This is a genomic window from Centipeda flueggei ATCC 43531, from assembly GCF_000160695.1.
In the GTDB taxonomy this organism is placed as follows: Bacteria; Bacillota; Negativicutes; order Selenomonadales; family Selenomonadaceae; genus Centipeda; species Centipeda flueggei.
The window spans coordinates 170,488-189,097 of the sequence record NZ_GG694007.1 but is presented as its reverse complement, the minus strand read 5'-3'; the positions used below and the strand labels follow the sequence as shown (position 1 = coordinate 189,097).

At 57.0% G+C, this 18,610-nt stretch carries 16 protein-coding genes; 14 read left to right on the top strand and 2 right to left on the bottom strand.

The annotated features are described in order from the left end of the window. Window positions 1-148: 148 nt before the first annotated feature. The 14 genes from HMPREF0908_RS06460 (at window position 149) to HMPREF0908_RS06395 (ending at window position 15,305) form a co-directional block, all read left to right on the top strand. The gene (locus HMPREF0908_RS06460) at window positions 149-1,663 is read left to right on the top strand and encodes a xylulokinase (RefSeq protein ID WP_006690655.1); all 1,515 of its coding nucleotides are present in this window, start codon (window positions 149-151) and stop codon (window positions 1,661-1,663) included. 110 nt (window positions 1,664-1,773) lie between these two features. After that, on the top strand, window positions 1,774-2,601 hold the full coding sequence (locus HMPREF0908_RS06455) for a class I fructose-bisphosphate aldolase (protein ID WP_006690654.1): 828 nt from the start codon (window positions 1,774-1,776) through the stop codon (window positions 2,599-2,601). 105 nt (window positions 2,602-2,706) lie between these two features. Next, window positions 2,707-3,555, top strand: coding sequence for a MurR/RpiR family transcriptional regulator (locus tag HMPREF0908_RS06450; protein WP_006690653.1), 849 nt, complete (start codon window positions 2,707-2,709; stop codon window positions 3,553-3,555). A 35-nt stretch (window positions 3,556-3,590) separates the two neighbouring features. Continuing rightward, window positions 3,591-4,628, top strand: a complete 1,038-nt coding sequence (locus HMPREF0908_RS06445; protein WP_006690652.1) for a zinc-dependent dehydrogenase — start codon at window positions 3,591-3,593, stop codon at window positions 4,626-4,628. Between the two features lie 110 nt (window positions 4,629-4,738). Further along, a complete protein-coding gene (locus HMPREF0908_RS06440) occupies window positions 4,739-5,791 on the top strand; it encodes a DctP family TRAP transporter solute-binding subunit (RefSeq protein WP_006690651.1) in 1,053 nt (350 codons plus the stop codon). Window positions 5,792-5,870: 79 nt separating this feature from the next. Next, window positions 5,871-6,392 (top strand): TRAP transporter small permease, encoded by a 522-nt coding sequence (locus tag HMPREF0908_RS06435; RefSeq protein ID WP_006690650.1) that lies wholly within the window; start codon window positions 5,871-5,873, stop codon window positions 6,390-6,392. Then, window positions 6,389-7,666, top strand: a complete 1,278-nt coding sequence (locus tag HMPREF0908_RS06430) for a TRAP transporter large permease (RefSeq protein WP_006690649.1) — start codon at window positions 6,389-6,391, stop codon at window positions 7,664-7,666. Before HMPREF0908_RS06435 ends, HMPREF0908_RS06430 begins: the two co-directional genes overlap by 4 nt. 101 nt (window positions 7,667-7,767) lie before the next feature. Beyond that, window positions 7,768-8,730: a D-2-hydroxyacid dehydrogenase gene (locus tag HMPREF0908_RS06425; RefSeq protein WP_006690648.1), complete on the top strand. Its 963-nt coding sequence runs from the start codon at window positions 7,768-7,770 to the stop codon at window positions 8,728-8,730. A gap of 418 nt (window positions 8,731-9,148) precedes the next feature. Next, window positions 9,149-10,384 carry a glycerate kinase type-2 family protein gene (locus HMPREF0908_RS06420; RefSeq protein ID WP_006690647.1) on the top strand — a complete coding sequence of 412 codons (1,236 nt, stop codon included), beginning with the start codon at window positions 9,149-9,151 and terminating at the stop codon, window positions 10,382-10,384. Window positions 10,385-10,403: 19 nt separating this feature from the next. Continuing rightward, window positions 10,404-11,126 carry a 16S rRNA (guanine(527)-N(7))-methyltransferase RsmG gene (rsmG, locus tag HMPREF0908_RS06415; protein WP_006690646.1) on the top strand — a complete coding sequence of 241 codons (723 nt, stop codon included), beginning with the start codon at window positions 10,404-10,406 and terminating at the stop codon, window positions 11,124-11,126. 191 nt (window positions 11,127-11,317) lie between these two features. After that, window positions 11,318-12,055 (top strand): hypothetical protein, encoded by a 738-nt coding sequence (locus tag HMPREF0908_RS06410; protein ID WP_006690645.1) that lies wholly within the window; start codon window positions 11,318-11,320, stop codon window positions 12,053-12,055. Between the two features lie 7 nt (window positions 12,056-12,062). Then, window positions 12,063-14,237, top strand: a complete 2,175-nt coding sequence (locus HMPREF0908_RS06405) for a GGDEF domain-containing phosphodiesterase (RefSeq protein ID WP_006690644.1) — start codon at window positions 12,063-12,065, stop codon at window positions 14,235-14,237. 167 nt (window positions 14,238-14,404) lie between these two features. Continuing rightward, window positions 14,405-15,037, top strand: coding sequence for a sigma-70 family RNA polymerase sigma factor (locus HMPREF0908_RS06400; RefSeq protein WP_006690643.1), 633 nt, complete (start codon window positions 14,405-14,407; stop codon window positions 15,035-15,037). A 43-nt stretch (window positions 15,038-15,080) separates the two neighbouring features. Then, window positions 15,081-15,305 carry a type II toxin-antitoxin system RelB/DinJ family antitoxin gene (locus HMPREF0908_RS06395; RefSeq protein ID WP_006690642.1) on the top strand — a complete coding sequence of 75 codons (225 nt, stop codon included), beginning with the start codon at window positions 15,081-15,083 and terminating at the stop codon, window positions 15,303-15,305. 129 nt (window positions 15,306-15,434) lie between these two features. Here HMPREF0908_RS06395 and HMPREF0908_RS06390 read toward each other — a convergent pair whose 3' ends face one another. Beyond that, window positions 15,435-16,187, bottom strand: a complete 753-nt coding sequence (locus HMPREF0908_RS06390; protein WP_040572556.1) for a phosphatase — start codon at window positions 16,185-16,187, stop codon at window positions 15,435-15,437. Between the two features lie 121 nt (window positions 16,188-16,308). Next, a complete protein-coding gene (locus HMPREF0908_RS06385; protein WP_006690640.1) occupies window positions 16,309-18,285 on the bottom strand; it encodes a methyl-accepting chemotaxis protein in 1,977 nt (658 codons plus the stop codon). Window positions 18,286-18,610 lie beyond the last annotated feature (325 nt).

Sequence of the window (18,610 nt, the reverse complement as noted above, 5' to 3'; positions counted from 1 at the left end):
AGCAGCCCCTTGGCGTTTGGATGAGCGGTCCGTGCATATAAAAATGAAGAAAATTTTCTTTATAATGATATAAATATTGAAAAAAATATACATAGATGTTACACTGTGCATATAGAAGACTGTGAAAACAACAAGGAGAGGATGCGGCATGAAGAAAGCGCTGATGATTGGCATTGACACCGGCAGCAGCAGTACGAAGGTCAGCCTGTTTGATGTAGAGGGACAGCTCGTCCGCGAGAGTTCGTTTCAAATGCGGATCACATATCCTGTTGCAGATCAGGCAGAGATCCCTCTGGAAGAGTTGTTCCGGAACATCGTGCAGCATCTGCGGGAGCTCGTGAAGGGCTATGAGGATGCGATCAAGGGAATCGGGCTGAGCGTTGCGTCACCGACGCTCGTGTTCTTTCGGCGGGATCTGGAGGCGCTGCGTCCGGGGATTGCGTACTTTGACAACCGCAGTAAGGGCGAGGTGACAGAGGCTGTTGCACGATTCGGCGGCGCAGAGGCATATTTTGGCCGCGTCGGCAACAACCCAAGCCCGTCCACCTGCGTTGCCGCGACGGTGCAGTGGGTGCGTGCGCACGAACCTGAGTTGTGGAAGGAAACGTACAAGATCGGCTTCCTGAACAGCTACCTCGGGGGGAAGTTCACGGGGAGGCTCGCCGTCGATCCGACGGTCGCCTCCTACAGCGGAATGGTGCGTGTTGAAACGGCGGCTCGCTGGGAGCGTGAGTTCCTCGATCTATATGGCATTGATGAGGCATATCTGCCGGAGATTGCGGCGTGCATGGAGCCGCTTGGCGGTCTTACGGAGGATGTTGCCCGCAGCCTGAATCTGCCGGCGGGGCTTCCGGTGGCGATCGGCTCTGCGGATACGGCGGCATCGAGCTTTGCGCTTGGTGTTCGCAGGCACGGCGATGTGTTCCAAAGCATGGGCACGTCCGAGGTCGCCGTGTTCTGTCTGGATCGTCCGGACTTCAGCCCCGCCTTTATGAACCGCAGTCACGTGATCCCGGGCGTATGGCTGGCGAACGGCGCGATGAGCATGGCGGGCGGGAGCATCCGGTGGTTCCTGCGGGAGTTTGCGCCGGAGCTGAGCGGTGAGAGGGAACTGGAGGAGTTGGCGTGCACCGCGCCGCCCGGCGCGAATGGTGTTCTCTATGTACCGTATCTCTGCGGGGAGCGCAGCCCGATCTTTGACGCACAGGCGCTTGGTCTGTTCTTCGGACTCACGGCGGGAACGAGCAAGGCAGATCTTGCGCGTGCCGTCTATGAGGGGCTTGGTCATGCGATGGCGCAGATCTACCGTATCGGAACGACGCGGTGGAACGTGTTCCCGCCGCATGTCATCTGTATCGGCGGAGCGACGCGCAGCGATCTCTCCATCCACATTCGCGCGAACATGCAGAATGTCACGATGCGTACCGTGGAGACGAGCAACGCGGCTGCATTCGGTGCGGCGATGATGGGCGGGATGGCGGCAGGAGTGTTCCACGACTTGTGGGATGTCCCCGTCATTGAGAACTATCGGAGCTACGTCGAGCCCGATGCGGAGACGGTTCAGTTCTATGACGGATATCAGGAGATCTACGAGGAGCTCTACCCTGCGCTGGTCGACCCAATGCATCATCTTTCCATATTAAGAAAAAAATCTACAAACTAAATAAATATATCTTGAAAATAAATTACACATATGATATACTCCAAATTGTAGAAAAACTTCAAAGATATATTGAATTATGTGTAGTGAATTTGCGGAAAGGGGTATGAACGATGGCAATGTTGGGCAAAGCCGTTCGCATGAGCCGACTGGTCAATCCGAAGAGCAACAAGATGATGGCGATCACGGTTGATCACTCGATCTCACGCGGGATTCTGGAGGGGCTCATCCCCATTCAGGAGACCATCGACAAGATCGTTGCAGGCGGACCGAATGCGATTACAATGACAAAGGGCATTGCAGAGCTCTGCTGGCCGCAGCATGCCGGCAAGGTGTCATTGCTGCTGAAATGTTCGAGCTACTCTCCCGTTCAGCCGACAAGTGATGTGCTTTTTGGCGACGCAGAGGAAGGCGTTCGCATGGGCGCGGATGGCGTTTCGGTGGGTGCCATGATGCTCGGCGACCATCAGGCGGCGCAGCTTGCGGATATCGGGCGCCTCTCGAAGCAGTGCATGTCCTACGGAATGCCTCTCATCGGTCATATGTATCCGAAGGGCGAGTCTGTAGCGAAGGTCGATCAGACGAAGTGGGAGAACATCGCATATTCTGTTCGTGCCGGTGCGGAGCTCGGCGTGGATATCATCAAGACGACATACACGGGCGATCCAAAGACGATGGCGCGCGTCGTAGAGGCGTGCCCGGCGCGCGTTGCCATTCAGGGCGGAGACTCCTGCAAGACCATCGAGGACTACATGAGTATGACCTATGATGCCATTCATCGGGCGAATGTGGGCGGCGTTGTCTTCGGTCGATTTGTGTGGAGCTACTCTGACGTGACTTCGCTGATCAAGGCACTCGGCAGTATCATCCACGAGAATGCGACAGTGGCGCAGGCGATGGAGATGCTGCGCGATCTGGAGAGCGACAGCGCAAAGAAATAAGGTGCATGAGCACTCCTCTCTATGATAATTCGTGCGTTCCGAGCGATCCTGTGTTATGCTAGGAAATCGAGGTATCGCATGAAATCATAGATTGGAGCGTGCAGCATGGCAAACACTGTGTTTCTGCAGTTGATTGAGGATAAACTTGGGACGCTGACAAAGTCCGAGAAGAAGATTGCAGAGTATATTTTGGAGCATCCTAACCGGGTTGTGGATGCGACGATCACGGAGCTGGCAGAGCGCATCGGGACGTCCGATGCCTCCATTGTCCGGTTTTGCAAGCTCTTCGGCTGCAAGGGGTATCAGAATTTCAAGATTCGACTGGCACGCGAGGTGGTTCCGCACTACAAGCAGCTCAACGTCGCGCTTGAGCAGCACGATACGGCGCTGACGATCTGCCAGAAAATTTTCAACACCGAGATCGCGACACTACATGAGACACTCGAGATGCTCAACGTCGAACATCTGCAGACAATGGCACAGCGCATCCGCGAGGCGGATTACATCGAGGTCTTCGGTAGCGGCGGCAGCTCGGTCGTGGCGCAGGACATCCGCCACAAATTTCTCAAGGTGGGGATTCGCTGCACGGTTCTGCTCGATGCGGATATTCAGGCGATGTCTGCCTCCCTGCTCAAAAAGGGCGATGTCGCGATTGGGATCTCGCATACGGGCAGTACGAAGAGCGTTTTTCACTGCCTGAAGATGGCGAGGAAGAACGGCGCCTATGTGATCCTGCTCACGACGCAGGCAAAGTCGCCGATCGGACGCATTGCTGACCTCGTCATCCCAGTCGGGAGCAAGGAGACGCTCTTCAAGTCCGAGTCCACGAGTGCACGGATTGCCGAGTTGGTGGTCATGGATGCGGTGTTGGCGCTGGCGGTGTCGGACGACTACAAGAAGTACAATGTAAAAATCACCAAGACGAGGGATGCCACATCGGAAAACAAGTTCTGAGACAGACCTGCCCTGGTGAATTTGGAGGTAACTTTATGAAGGCAGTCAGATTACTGGGGCCGAATGATTTTACGGTGGAGAACATACCTGTCCCTGAGATCTCGGAGGATGAGATTCTGCTGCGGATGAAAACAACGGCGATCTGCGGAACGGATATGCGCATCCTGACAGGCAAGAAAACGCGCGGTGTGCGTTATCCGTCGACCATCGGGCATGAGATCTGCGGTGTCATCGAAAAGGTCGGGGCGCATGTCGAGGGCTTCGCGCCGGGACAGAAGGTCGCCGTGGCAAACGTGATTCCGTGCCATCACTGTGCGATGTGCCTGACCGGGCACGAGAATGCCTGCATGAACCGCAAGGCGATCGCATATGAGTTCGACGGCGGCTTTGCCGAGTACGTGCGCATTCCGGAGATCTGTATTGCGAGCGGGAATGTCGTGCCGCTGCCGGACGATGTATCGTTCGCCGAGGGTGCACTTATCGAGCCGCTGTCCTGTTGTCTGCACGGGCAGAAAACGATGGGGGTCAAGGTGAACGATGTTGTCCTCGTCGAGGGTGCGGGGCCAATCGGGCTGATGCACCTCGCACTCGCGAAAATCGCGGGCGCACGGACGGTGATCGTCAGCGAGCCGAACGCGTTCCGTCGTGGGAAGGCAGAGGAGCTCGGCGCGGACATCGTCGTCAATCCGATGGAGGAGGATCTGCACTCCGTCGTGATGGAGGCGTCGAACGGTCTCGGTGCAGATGTCGTGATCCTAGCGATTGGGGTGCCGGCACTCGTCAACGAGGCGTTCCGACTTGCAAAGCGCAACGGGAGCGTATCCCTTTTTGCGGGATTCCCGGAGAAGAGCACCTGCACGATCGATCCGAATCTGATCCACTACAGCGAGATACATGTGACCGGCTCGACCGCCTATACGCGTCAGGACTATATGGAGGCGGCGGAACTCGTGCGTAGCAGGCGCATTGAGTTGGAGAAGCTCGTCACGCACAGATTCCACATCGAGGAATTTGACAAGGCATATGAGGTTTCAAAGAGTGGTGAGGGGCTCAAGATCTGCATTGTGCCTTGACATATGAGGGCGGCTGTCGACGGTGGGGAAGAGCGGATGCCATAGACTCCTTCCGGCTGGACGCAGTCGGTGTCAATAAGGTCATGTGTTGTATAAGGAGAGTAAATAAAATGAAAATTTTCGATGGATTCAAAGCTCTCGGACGATTTAAGAAGGCAGGTGCACTGTTCATGACGGCTGCGCTCAGTGCGGCGATGCTGACCGGCTGCGGCGGTGGTTCCGGTGATACGAGTCAGGTGAGTCTCACGCTGTCCGTGCCGGATCCGGAGACGTCCTCGGTCGGCATGGCGGCGGCAGAGTATGCCAAGCGCGTCAAAGAGGAGTCAAAGGGCTCGATTGACATCAAGGTATACTATAACGGCTCACTGTACGGCGGCGACTCCGCTGCGGGGATCAAGCAGTTGAGCGCGGGCGGTCTGGACATTCTCGTTCTTTCCAGCTCCCTCTATGCGAACTTCAACCCCGGGTTCAACGTGATCTCCGTGCCCTATATGTTTGACGATGAAAAGCAGTTTACGGACTATCTGAACAGCGAGACAGGCAAAAAGCTCATGAACAGCGTCGACGGGCTCGAGATCAAGACCCTCGGCACATGGACGCGGAGCTTCCGTCAGATCACAAACTCGAAGCACCCTGTGAATGCCCCCGAGGATCTGTCCGGCATCGTCCTGCGCGTGCCGAACAATCCACTCTGGGTTGAATACTTCTCCAAAGCGGGCGCGAGCTGCACGCCGATGTCCTTCAGCGAGGTCTACAACGCTCTGCAGCTTGGCACGCTTGACGGACAGGAGAACCCTGTGGACGTACCGCTCAGCGCGAAGTTCTATGAGGTGCAGAAATACATCTCCATGTCGAACCATATGGCGGATGCATGGCTGGTCGGCATGAACAAGAGCAAGTTCGCCTCCCTGTCGGATGAGCAGAAGCAGGTTCTGGAAAAGGTCGGACAGGAGATGCAGCAGTGGAAGCTGGACTATGACAAAGAGGCAGACAAGAAGGCTCTGCAGGAGCTCCAAGACAAGGGGATGACGATGAACGAGATCACCCCGGAGAACAAGGCGAAGTTCGTGGAACTCTCCAAGGGGCTCTACGGGACATTCAAGAGCTTGGTCAAGGACGATGCGCTCTTTGACGCAACGACGAAATTTGTTGGGAAAAGCTGAACCATCCCGCAGTATGCAGCAGGATAAGGGCGGAGTCTGCAAGGCTCTGCCCTTATCGTCTAAAAAGGAGTGATTTTCCATGACGCAAGAGAGAACGCGGACGAAGTTCAGCGACCTGTTCGATGCGATCAACACGCTCGAGAATGTCATTGCCGGGCTCTCCCTGACCGGGATCCTCATCGTTGTTATCATCCAAATCGTGGGTCGAACGGTAGGCACACCGATGCCGTGGACGGAGGAGGGGACGCGCTATCTGTTCCTCTGGATGATGTGGGTCGCTCTCGCGTCGGGCTTCAGCAAGGTGGAGTCGCCGCGTGTGACCTTCTTTGTGAGTCTATTCCCACAGATCTTCCGCAAGCTGTGCTCCTGTATTTATATCGTTGTCAACTTCTTTATCTTCGGGTTCATCCTCTATTACGGCGGGCAGATCTTCTTCATGCAGATGCGCATGAACGAGATGGGGGCCGCGATACTGATTCCGATGTCGGTCATCGGTATCTGTCTCCCGGTCGCGGGCATCCTCGGGATGCTCGGCGTCGTGCAGAGTGTTTTGGAGTATCGTTCCAAGGTGGACATAGAGGGGCGGGGTGAAGGGAAATGAGTCTGGCACTTCTCGGTATTTTTGTTGCGCTTATGTTCGTGGGCGTACCCATCGCCGTGGCACTGGGCGTCGCCTGCATTACATCGGTGCTTCTCTTTACACAGATGCCGCTTAGCATGATGGTGCAGTCGATGTTCACGGCGATGAACAGTTTCGTCATGGTGGCGGTGCCGCTCTTCATCCTCACAGGTACACTGATGGACGAGAGCGGTGTTGCGGATCGCATCTATAATTTCGCCAATGCCTGCGTCGGTTGGATCTTTGGCGGACTTGGTCATGTCGCCATTATGACCGGTCTGATCTTTGCGGGCATGTCCGGCTCGAGCGTTGCCGAGATCGCGAGCATCGGGCGGATGAGCATCAACTCCCTGTCAAAGAAGGGCTACCCGCGCGACTACGCCGTTGCGATCAACCTGACCTCATCCATGCTCGCGACGGTCATCCCCCCGAGTATCCTCATGATCATCGCAGCGTCCGTTGCGAATATCTCCATCGGGCAGGCGCTGATGGCGGGGCTTGTTCCCGGCATTTTCATGGGCGTGATCTTCATGCTCTACAACTACTATTTCTGCAAGAAGCACAACATCGGCGACCGTGCACCGTTCAGCCTGAAGGTGCTCGGGAGCACCTTCCTCTCCGCGCTGCCGGCGCTGCTGATCCCGATCATCCTCCTCGGCGGCATGATGACAGGGCTCTATACACCGACCGAGGCGGCAGGCATCGCCGCGACATATACGATCATCATCTCCATGTTCGTCTATCGGAGTTTGAAATGGTCGCAGCTCCCCGGCATCATCGCGCGGACGGCACGCTCGACTGGTACGATTCTGTTCGTTGCCATCACCGCAAAACCGGCGGCCATGCTCTTCGAGCTGGACGGTCTGCCTGCAAAGATTGCGGGAGGACTCGCGGCGCTCTCGAGCGATCCCGTTATCGTCATGCTGATCATCTTTGCTTTCCTCATCATGGTCGGCATGTTCATGGACGCGACGGCGGCGATCTATATCCTCGTTCCGATTCTCCTGCCGGCGGTCATCAGCGTCGGTGTCGACCCGTTGTTCTTTGTCGTCATCCTCGTTATTGCACTCGCATTCGGACTGATTACACCGCCCGTCGGCGTCTGTCTGTATGCGGCGGCGGAGGTGTCAGGACTGCCAATCGAAAAGATTGTTACGGCGTCCATACCGTGGCTTGTCATCAGCGTTGTCATGATCGTTGCCTTCATCGTATTTGAGGATGCGGTCATGCTACCGGTGCAGTGGATGTTCCACTAGGGACGGCTTTGATTTCCCAAATGACGTTTTGACATCTCCTTTGCCCCGTGATAGAATTTTCTCACAGGGACAAGGACGTACATTAAAAAGGAGGAAATACGATGAAGATTGTTGTACTCGATGGATATACGGAGAATCCGGGGGATATCAGCTGGGCGCCGCTGGAGGCGCTTGGCGCGGTGACGGTTTATGACCGCACGGCATACGAGGAGTCGCCGCTGATCGCGGAGCGCATCGGCGATGCGGAGGTCATCGTTATCAACAAGACCCCGATCTCGAAGGCGACAATGGACAAGTGTCCGAATCTGAAGGCAATTGCGGTCCTTGCGACGGGCTACAATGTTGTGGACTACGAATACGCGCGCACGAAGAATATCCCTGTCATGAATGTGCCTGTGTATGGCACGGACAATGTCAGTCAGTTCGCGATCGGGCTTCTGCTTGAGGCGTGCTCGCACATCGGTGATCATGACCGCTCTGTCCATGCGGGTGAATGGGCATCGAATCCCGACTGGTGCTATTGGCACCATCCGATGATCGAGGTCAGCGGAAAGACGGCGGGGATCATCGGACTTGGGCGTATTGGAGTCAATACAGCGAAGGTGCTGCGTGCACTCAATGTACGCGTGATCGCGAGTGATGCACACGAGTCGGACGCAGGGCGTGCAGTTGCCGAATACGTCAGTCTCGATGAACTCCTCGCACAGTCGGACTTTATCTTTCTCCACTGCCCACTCTTCCCTGCGACGGAGGGGATCATCAACGCGGCGAATATCGCGAAGATGAAGGATGGTGTCATTCTCATCAACAACAGCCGCGGTCCTCTCGTGGTGGAGGCGGATCTCGCCGCGGCGCTCGCGAGCGGCAAGGTTGCGTGTGCTGCGCTCGATGTGGTATCGACCGAGCCGATCAAGGCGGACAACCCGCTCCTCCATGCGCCGAACTGCATCATTACACCGCATATCTCATGGGCGACGAAGGAGGCGCGTGAGCGCATCATGAAGACGACGGCGGATAATGTGAGGTCGTTTATCGAGGGGAAGCCCGAGAACGTTGTGAACTGAGAGTGTTCTGATTATAAAAGCCTGTTTGGAGGAATGTGCTCCAAACAGGCTTTTCGATAATACGTTTGACTTTTCGTGTGGGCGTTCACTATATTGGATGTGGAACGTCCTTGGGCGGGAGAGATCTCGCGGCGGCTTCTTTCCCCCGAAAGGGGGTGCGTGAGTATGACCGAATTTGACGCGATTGTATTGCTTGTCGTGGCAACCGGGTATTTACTTGCAATAACCCAAAAGAAATAACCGCCCAGCTTTGACCGGTCGAGCGGTTATTCTCTATGAATATAACACTTGACTCTGGAAAGATGCCGCTAGGGACGTTCTTTCTATGTCTATTATAACAGGTGACATACAGATTGACAAGAGGAAAAGACGCCTCTTGAATCGTGTGGTATAATAGGAAGAAAGAAGAAAAGGAGCGATGATTATGAATCTGCGCAGCGATGCGGATGGCATCATACAGGAATCATTGGCGGCGATTTTGCCGGATGCGGCGGTGGAGAAGGCGCTGCGCGGGCATACATTCGGCACGGGGCGCATTGTGCTGGTCGCGGTCGGCAAGGCGGCGTGGCAGATGGCGCGTGCGGCATCGGATGAGCTCGGCAGCCGCATTGACCGCGGCATTGTCATTACAAAGTATGGACATATAAAGGGTGATATACCGAATATTTCCTGCCGTGAGGCGGGACATCCCGTGCCGGACGCGAATTCGTTTGCGGCGACGCAGGAGGCACTGGATCTGACGACAGATCTTGCGGCGGAGGATACGGTGCTCTTTCTCCTCTCGGGCGGCGGGAGTGCGCTCTTTGAAAAGCCGCTGATCCCGCCCGCGGAACTGACGGATCTGACGGAGCAGCTGCTCGCCTCGGGGGCGGACATCGTCGCGGTGAATACGCTGCGCAAGCGGATGAGTGCCGTGAAGGGCGGGCGGTTTGCAGAGCACTGTGCGCCCGCACAGGTCTTTACGATTGTGCTGAGCGATATTCTCGGCGATCCGCTCGATATGATCGCATCGGGACCCGCGTATCCCGATACATCGACAGCGAAGGATGCACACGCTGTCATGAAAAAGTATAGCATTCGCTTATCCCCTGCCGCGACAAAGCTGCTTGATGCAGCGCTGCCGGCGGAACTGCCGAATGTGACGACACACATCACGGGCAGCGTGCGTGAGCTGTGTGCGGCGGCGGCCGAGGCGGCACAGAGGCGCGGCTATACGCCCGTCCTCCTGACCGATCAGCTTGACTGTGAGGCACGCGAGGCGGGGCGCTTCCTCGCGGCGATTGCGCGCACGCACGCCCACGCGGGCTCGTTTGCCTATATCGCGGGCGGTGAGACGGTGGTGCAGCTGAAGGGCAGAGGGCGCGGCGGACGCAACCAGGAGATCGCACTCGCGGCGGCGGACGGCATTGCCGGCATCCCGAATGTTGCCGTGTTCAGTGTCGGCAGTGACGGGACGGACGGCCCGACGGATGCGGCGGGCGGCTACGTGGACGGCGGCACGGCGGCGGCACTCGCACAGGAGCGGCGGAGTGCGGCGGAGGCGCTCGCGGAGAACGATGCCTATCCCGCACTGAACGACGTGGGCGGGCTGATTGTGACGGGGCCGACAGGGACGAATGTGAACGATGTGTCGGTGCTGCTGATTCGCGGCTGAGAGCAGGAAAGAGGGCAGTATGACGGCGTTTGAGGAGATCCTTACGGCGCGCGCGGCAGAGGCGGGCATCCCGCTGACTGCGGAGCAGGTCGGGCAGTTTTCAGTCTACAATGAAATGCTCCTTGACTGGAACACGCGCATGAATCTCACGGCGCTCACCGCACCTGAGGATGTCGCGGTCAAGCATATCATCGACAGCCTGACGGCGTACGATGCCGCGCTGTTCGACGGGGCGCGGACGCTGATCGATGTGGGGACGGGCGCGGGGCTCCCCGGTATCCCGCTTGCGGTCTATGCGCCGCATCTCACGGTGACGCTCCTCGACTCACTCAACAAGCGCGTACGTTTCCTCATGGAGGTGACGGCGGCGATGGGACTCCCAAATGTGCGATGCATCCACGCACGTGCGGAGGAGGCGGCACGCACGGCGGAGCACCGTGCGGCGTACGATATCGCCGTGAGCCGCGCCGTGGCACGCCTGCCCGTTCTCCTTGAGTATGCACTGCCCTTCGTGCGCATCGGCGGAACCCTGCTCGCGCTCAAGGGACGCGCCTATGCCGCGGAGCAAAAGGAGGCGCGGCGCGCGGCGGAGGTGCTCGGCGGCGGCCGCATCACGGCGCGCCCCGTGCGTCTGCCGGGGCTCGACGATGTGCGTGCGATGCTCACGGTGACCAAGGAGCGGCAGACCCCTGCCGCCTATCCGCGCGGCGGGGGAGCGCCGACACGTCGGCCGATCGTTTAGCAAAGAGGGCCTCTGCTTTGGGCGGACGGAATCAAAAAAACCCATGTTTCAGTAAAGGATTTACACGGTCTGTGTCGAAATTAATTAGGACAGCATAATGTGTGTTTCTTATACCGTTTTTGCGTATGACACAGTGGGGGCGCGCAATACGGCATATATTTTGATAGAGACGGGAAGGGCGGAACGGTAGGATGACGAACTATTGGAAGGGAATTGCGATCGGGACGCTGATCATGTTCGCGGCCGGCGGCAGTGTGAGTACGGCAGCGGCGTCCGATACGGAAGCCGAGGCCGCATTGATGCAGGGGGCAGGCAGTACGGAACAGCCTGCGGATCAGGCGGCGCAGAGCACTGCGGCGGATGCGAAGGCAGAGGCAAAGGCTGCGCGCGATGCAGAGAAGGCGCAGGCACGGGCGGCAAAGAAAGCCGCCCGTGCGGCGAAAAAGGCAGAGCAGAAGCGTGAGAAGAAGGCACGCTACAAGACCCTCTTTGTGGACAACGGCTTTACCTATTATCTGGATTCGAAGAATTCGCGCTGGGTTCTGCGCCCGAACAGCGGAAGGGAGCGCATGATCGAGGCATGGGTGCGTCTTGTGGAGAACACGACGGGCAGCACGGTTTCCGAGGATGGCAAGGTACGCCCGAACAAGTACTTTTTGGAGCATTACTACATCAGCCCCGAGCGGCGCGAGATTATGTTCATCTCCGAACTTGAGGTGACGGGACGCCCGGAGAACGCTGTTAAGGAGCGCCCCTATGATGCCGCAAACTGGGAGCAGCTGGTTCCGGGATCAATCGAGGATGATCTCTTCGATGCAGTCGTTGCAAAGATGAAACAGGCGCCTGGCGAGCGCTCAGGCGTACTGAGCGGAACCAGCGGGATGAGCCTGCGCGACATGATTGAAGAGTTTGCACGCATCTCGCTCTAAGAGGAGCATGAAGAGAGTAGGGGAGATATTGCTGGGACACTACGGTGAACGGGATTGCTGTCAGGTGACCGGACTTCTCAATATGATGCAGTTCATGCGCCATGCATCGGTTCATCTTCAGGATCCGATGACGGAGCCGCTCACGTTTATTTATTTTGATGTTGAGAATTTTAAAAGCTTTAATCAACGCTATAGCTTTCAGCAGGGCAATCGATTCCTGCGCTACATGGCAGATCTCCTGCGTGAGTCATTCACAGGGGACCTCATCGCGCGGTTTAATGATGATCATTTCGTTGTCGCCACGGTGATCGAAAATCCTGGCGGACAGATCCAGTTCATCCATGACCGCATTCATGTCTATGATCCGCAGCTGCCGATGGAGGTAAAGGCGGGCATCTACAGTCCCAGCGAGGACGTAATGGATATTGCGCTCATTATCGATCGCGCGAAGATTGCCTGCAACAGCATCAAGAGCACCTATGATCTTGTGTGGGCGATATTCGATCCGGCGATGGAGGATGAGCTCAACTTCCGCAACCATATTATTCGATCGTTTCAGGAGGCTCGGGACGCGGGGTACATCGAGGTGTTCTATCAGCCCGAGATCCGCACGATGACGCGCGAGATCTGCGGGCTTGAGGCCCTTGCCCGATGGCGTGACCCCGTCTATGGAATGATCTCCCCCGGGGTGTTTGTCCCCGTGCTGGAGGATGCCCATCTCTCCCCCCAGCTTGATCTCTATATCATCGAGCTGGTCTGCCGCCATATCGTACAGATGCGCAGCGATATGCCGGACTGGAATCTTCTGCGCGTCTCAGTGAATCTTTCCCGGGCGGACTTTCGCCTGATGGACATGGTACAGGCGGTCGAGGATGTCCGCCTGCGCTATGACGTGCCCCGTCAGATGCTCAACATCGAGGTCACGGAGGGAGCACTGAATCATGATGAAGCATTCCTGCAGGGGGAGATTGCGCGGTTTCGTACAGCAGGCTACGAAGTCTGGATGGACGACTTCGGCAGCGGGTACTCCTCGCTGAACAACGTCAAGGATTATGTTTTTGATGTGCTGAAAATTGACATGAATTTCCTGCGTTCGTTCGATACCAATCCGAAGTCTGCCGTCGTCATCCGCTCCATCGTCAACATGGCAAAGGAGCTTGGGATGCACACACTCGCCGAGGGAGTCGAGACGGAGGAACAATTCGCCTTTCTCCAGGAGATCGGCTGCGAAAAGGTGCAGGGGTATCTGTTCAGTCCTCCGATTCCGCTCACAGACGCCATTGCTTACTGCTATGGCCCTGCGGCAAAGGCAAAGACGGAACCGTTTCGCCTCGGCAGCTACTATGCGAAGATCGGCGCGATCAATGTCCTTTCGAATACGCCGCTTGAGCGCCGCGGATCGCCTGAGATCGGTGATGCACTTGCCATTGCCATTCTCGAGGAGTGTGACGGCTCGTTCAAGTACCTTTATCAAAACCACATGTTTCGCCTTTTCCTCAAGAGCATTGAGCTCGACGAAGAAAGTGTACATACACCGCACTATGAGCGTCGGCTCCACCAACATCAGCGCATGATCGCATGCATGATGGAGGAGGCGGATCACACGGGGCGTGAGGTGTATACGGACTTCATCACGCGAGACTCGTTCAACAGTGTGCGTTTGCGCCTCATTGCACGCGACGAGGATGATATGCGTGCCGTCTTCCTCATGGCGACGGTGAACATCTCGCGCTTCAGCCCTGAGGCCGGATCGATGCAGGAGGCCATGAACCAGATTGTCGAGCTCTATGACCGCGTCGATCTCTATGATCTCCACAAACATCGCCTGACGCAGCTCTACTGCTCGGCCTCCGAGCCGAGCTTCCTCAACAGCTTCGAGCCGTATGAGACACTGGTGCAGAGATATGCCGCCGCGATGATCCTCCCGGAGGAACGAAAACTGTTTGAGCAGTTCTGCAGCGAGCCGCACTTTACTGCCATTCTTGGCGGGGCAGAGAGCAGTGCCGATCATACTATTCTTCTGCATAAGCGAATGCCCGATGGAACGCGCGTCCTGCGCCTGCATCATCTCATCCCGTTCCGCCTGGAGGAACATGCATATGTCATCTGTTGCATCCAGACAATTGATGAGAACGTCATCGGTGCAGCACTTTCTGCTCTCACAGAGACTGCAGCGGAGTAAAATATTTTCGTGAGAGCCGCACCGGCGGGAAAATAGAATAAAATATCCGACACCGCAGAGCAATCTGCGGCTTTTTTCTGCCATCGCATGGATGGTGCTTTTGCGCTGTGGGCAGCAAGCGGATATACTCCTTTTAACAAAACGTATGTTTGAAGGAGGAATATCACATGAAATCGAAAGAAAAAAGACGAGACGTTCCGCTGCTCACAAAGGCGGAGGAGGATGCTGTCATCGCACGAGCAGTACGCGGTGAGGCGGCGGCAATGGCGGAGATGACGGCTCGTTACCGCGGGCTGATCACGGCAGAGTCTCATGCGTCGTATCTGCGCGGCAGTGCTCTCGCGGCGGAGGCGGAGAATGTCGCCATCCTCGCCTTCATCGAGGCACTGCACGACTATGATGCAGCGTACGGTCCGCCGTTTGCGGGATTCGTCAAGGCACGCGTCCACCACGCACTCATCGCAGAGTTTCGGCGGGAGCTGCGGCGGCGGGCGCGCACCTGTGCGCCGCAGGAAGATGCTGCAGGGCATGAGGCGTGGGCGGCATGCGGCACCGTCTGTCCGACTGAGCGGGCAGATGAGCGGCTTCTTGCCGAGGACATCCTCACGCGCGCGATGCACCGCCTCACGGAGCGGGAGAAGGAGGTACTCGACCTCCACTACTTTCGCGACCTCACCCTGCGCCGCATTGCAGTGCTCCTCGGCACGAGCGCGGGGGCGCTCTCCAAGAGCAAGGCAAATCTCCTGCGAAAACTGCGCGCCTGTGCGGCACTTCCTCTTGCAACAGCACATAAAATATGATATTCTTAAAAAAGCATGTGAGTTTGTAAAGGGGATGTCATATATGGCACAGACCAGCATCAGTATCCGCATGGATGCTGAGCTCAAAAAGAGCTTTGAGCAGTTCTGCGGTGCGGTCGGGATGAATATGTCCACGGCGATCAATATGTTCGCCATCGCCTGCGTGCGAACGCAGAAAATACCGTTCGAAATCTCCGCACAGCGTGCCCTTCCGGGAGAGCCCCTTGAGCTTTTCACGGATACCTCATGGGGCGGCGACGAGGAGTAAGGACATCGTCATGTAAAAAGTGCCGGTCAAGAGTTTCTTGACCGGCACTTTTGTGCTGCCGCAGGTATTTACGGCAGAAAAACAATAAATAACAATAAATAAGGATAAAATATAAATAATTGGTAACAATTAAGAAAAATATTTCATACCATGAACTCCGTTTCGTTCATGGCGATTCATCAGCCATGCCTTCAACCGTGCAGGATTGTCGTTGAGCACCATCTCTGCGGGGAAACCAATCTCCCTGAGGATGCCGTGCGTATAGTCATGCTCCCCCACATCTGCATCGATGTGCGCGTCACTGCCGAGGAGAATGTGCGCGCCGTGGCGGCGGCAGGCGGCGAGCAAACCGCGCGCGAGGCGGCTGCTCCCGGGGCGGCTGCCATGTGGGTCGTGCGAGGAATTGTTCATCTCGATGAGAACATGCTCCTCCGCAGCGGCGCGTGCCACTGCATCAGCATCGATGGGATAGGCGGGGTTGTCGGGATGTCCGATGATCGTAACGTAGGGATTTTTCATTGCGCCTAAGAGTGCCGCTGTATTTTCCTCGACGCTGCCGGGAGCGATCACGAGATCGTGCAGACTTGCGATGGCGTAGTGGAGTTTTTTCAGCACATTTTCGGGCAGATCAACGCGTCCCGTCCCGTCCATGATGTTCAGCTCAGCACCCATGAGAATTTCGACGCCGTAGGAGGCGTGACCGATCACCTTGAAGTTGTGGAAGTAGATTTCGTGGAATGTCCCCGGCATGGCGGGTGCGTGGTCAGAGATGCCGAGGAGGGCGAGCCCCTTTTCCTTTGCCGCCGCTGCCATCTCGCGGATGGTGCTGTATGCATGCATACTCGCGACGGTGTGGGTATGCAGGTCGATGATGTCTGTCATGGGCGTCCTTTCTGAGGTGAGATGCTGCTTGTTTATGGTGTTTGTCATTATAGCGTTATTGCCTGATGAAAACAAGTAAAACGCCCCGGCAAATGTCTGCAGGGGCGTCCTTGCGTTGGCTTCAGAAGGTAAATTTCTGCGTCGTATTCTGCAGGTCGGTGGCGAGGACGGCGAGTGCCTGTGAGGCAGCGGCAATCTCCTCGCTCGATGCGGACTGGCTCTCTGAGGCGGAGGCGATGGTCTGCATGTGCGTCGCCGTGGTCTGGGAGATGTCGTCGGCGGCATCAGTGGCGCTGACCACATTCTCCGCACCGCCTGTGACGTCCTGCATCGCCGCATTGATCTCTGCCATCTCCGTATTGATCGCATCGACCTTGTGCATGATGCTGTCGAACTGCTCGCCGACGGCATGAATCGCGCCCGCACCGACCTGAACCTCTTCTGTACCGGTCTGCATGGCAGTGACAGCATGCGTCGTGTCGCTCTGGACGGAGGTGATGCGCTCCTTGATCTGGTCGGCGGCGTCGCGTGACTGCTCGGCGAGCTTTCTGACCTCCTCGGCGACGACAGCGAAGCCGCGTCCCGTCTCGCCCGCGCGTGCCGCCTCGATGGCAGCGTTGAGCGCGAGGAGATTCGTCTGCTCGGCAATGGCGGAGATGGTCTCGACGATCTCGCCGATCTGCTGGGAGCTCTCGCCGAGTTTCTCCACGACCTCCGCCGAACGCTGGACGCTCTGCTCGATGGCGGTCATTTTGTCCATGGCATCGTTCATCAAAGATGTACCCTTCTGGGCGGCTTCGGCGGTCGCAGCGGACTCATCTGCGACGGAAGCAGACTTCGCAGACATTGCTCCGATATCGTCCGATACCTTGTGGATGCTGCTGCGCGCTGCAGAGAGTGTGGTGAGCTGTTTCTCTGTGCCGTTCGCGACGGAGGAGACCGTGCCCGCGATTTCCGTGGCGGACTCTGCCATCTGATGTGCACCTGCCGTCAGCTCCTCGGAGGAAGCGGCGAGCTGCTCGGCGGTCGATGCGACCTGTTTGATGAGATCACGGATGTTCTTCGTCATGGTGTTGAAGTTCGCGGCGAGCCGTCCGAGCTCGTCGTCCGAGTTCACAGGGAGATCGGGGAGGTTCAGCTGTCCGTGGGCAAGCGCATCCACATGACCCGTGAGTTCCTCCGTTGCCGTTGTGATCGTCGCGGCAAAGCGCAGCAGGGCGATGATGATGCCGATGACGAGCAGGATGCCGACAATGGTCAGCCCCGCATAGGAGATGCGCAGATCCGCGAGCTGAGCAAATGCCACGCGCTCGGGAACAGCAATGGCGATGATCCATCCCGTTTCGGGGACGGTTGTATAGGCGATGATCTGCTCCTCATCATCCATGGGGGCGACGAAGTGTCCCTGTTTTTTCTCCTGCATTTCCGCGAGATGATCCTTGAGGACGGGATCATCCGACGCTTTGCGCAGGGTATTGCCGTCGGCATCCGTGATAATGATACCTGTGCGGTCGATGATGACGCCTTTCCCTTCGCCGTGGTATTTCAGTTCCTGTACGCGTGCGGAGAGCGTGTCCAGTGTGACGTCGGCGCAGACGGCACCTGCGAAGGTTCCGTCTGGTGTTCGGTAGGGAGCAGTAGCCGAGATGATCAGCTTTTTGTTCAGCGGATCCTGGTACACTGAGGTGAAGCCGGGGGCATCCGCTGCCTTTGCATCTTTGTACCAGTCGCGCGTGCGCGGATCCATCTCGGCGGTGATATCTCCATCCACCCAGCTGATGAAAGTACCGTTTTCGGCACCGTGACTGAGGTCAAGGATCGCCTTGTCGCCGGTGGCAAGACTCATGAGACTGCGGTCATGTTCCATGGGACTGCCCGCCATGGCGGTGAGCAGATTTGCCGCGCTCTGAGCGAGCTGCTTTCTTTCCAGCAGCCAGCCGTTCAGCGATGCAGCTTCGACGTTCAGCGCAGCGTCAATCTCGTTGGAGGTGCTCTCAACGAGGGCACTTTGTGCCCTGTGATAGCCAACCGCGCAGATCACGCCGACAAGGATCGCCATGACGGCGCCCATAAGCAGCAGCTTTTGTTTGATGGACATGGTATTCTTCCTCCCCGATCGCCTGCATATCCTGCCATATAAAAAGAGTGTAGCGCGTTTTTCTCAAAGAATCAAGGAAAATTCACATTTATTCTAATCTGCATAAAATAAATTATTGCCGCGGTACTTTAGGAGCTGCTGGTACAATGAAGTCTGTCAGATGGGCGTAGATTTTCCGCCGAAATGCGGGCAAGAAAGATGCGTCAAGAGGCGTGCGCTGAATTTATCCGTGCTTCCTGTATTTGCGATGCGATGTGAGATGTGTTAAGATGAATCTCGTGCCGCAGGCAGGATATGTCCGCCTGACGGCGCGCCTGCGGCATCT

Coding starts and splice junctions, on each gene's coding strand:
- HMPREF0908_RS06460 (WP_006690655.1), top strand. CDS start 149: ATGAAGAAAGCGCTGATGATTGGCATTGACACCGGCAGCAGCAGTACG.
- HMPREF0908_RS06455 (WP_006690654.1), top strand. CDS start 1,774: ATGGCAATGTTGGGCAAAGCCGTTCGCATGAGCCGACTGGTCAATCCG.
- HMPREF0908_RS06450 (WP_006690653.1), top strand. CDS start 2,707: ATGGCAAACACTGTGTTTCTGCAGTTGATTGAGGATAAACTTGGGACG.
- HMPREF0908_RS06445 (WP_006690652.1), top strand. CDS start 3,591: ATGAAGGCAGTCAGATTACTGGGGCCGAATGATTTTACGGTGGAGAAC.
- HMPREF0908_RS06440 (WP_006690651.1), top strand. CDS start 4,739: ATGAAAATTTTCGATGGATTCAAAGCTCTCGGACGATTTAAGAAGGCA.
- HMPREF0908_RS06435 (WP_006690650.1), top strand. CDS start 5,871: ATGACGCAAGAGAGAACGCGGACGAAGTTCAGCGACCTGTTCGATGCG.
- HMPREF0908_RS06430 (WP_006690649.1), top strand. CDS start 6,389: ATGAGTCTGGCACTTCTCGGTATTTTTGTTGCGCTTATGTTCGTGGGC.
- HMPREF0908_RS06425 (WP_006690648.1), top strand. CDS start 7,768: ATGAAGATTGTTGTACTCGATGGATATACGGAGAATCCGGGGGATATC.
- HMPREF0908_RS06420 (WP_006690647.1), top strand. CDS start 9,149: ATGATTATGAATCTGCGCAGCGATGCGGATGGCATCATACAGGAATCA.
- rsmG (WP_006690646.1), top strand. CDS start 10,404: ATGACGGCGTTTGAGGAGATCCTTACGGCGCGCGCGGCAGAGGCGGGC.
- HMPREF0908_RS06410 (WP_006690645.1), top strand. CDS start 11,318: ATGACGAACTATTGGAAGGGAATTGCGATCGGGACGCTGATCATGTTC.
- HMPREF0908_RS06405 (WP_006690644.1), top strand. CDS start 12,063: ATGAAGAGAGTAGGGGAGATATTGCTGGGACACTACGGTGAACGGGAT.
- HMPREF0908_RS06400 (WP_006690643.1), top strand. CDS start 14,405: ATGAAATCGAAAGAAAAAAGACGAGACGTTCCGCTGCTCACAAAGGCG.
- HMPREF0908_RS06395 (WP_006690642.1), top strand. CDS start 15,081: ATGGCACAGACCAGCATCAGTATCCGCATGGATGCTGAGCTCAAAAAG.
- HMPREF0908_RS06390 (WP_040572556.1), bottom strand. CDS start 16,187: ATGACAGACATCATCGACCTGCATACCCACACCGTCGCGAGTATGCAT.
- HMPREF0908_RS06385 (WP_006690640.1), bottom strand. CDS start 18,285: ATGTCCATCAAACAAAAGCTGCTGCTTATGGGCGCCGTCATGGCGATC.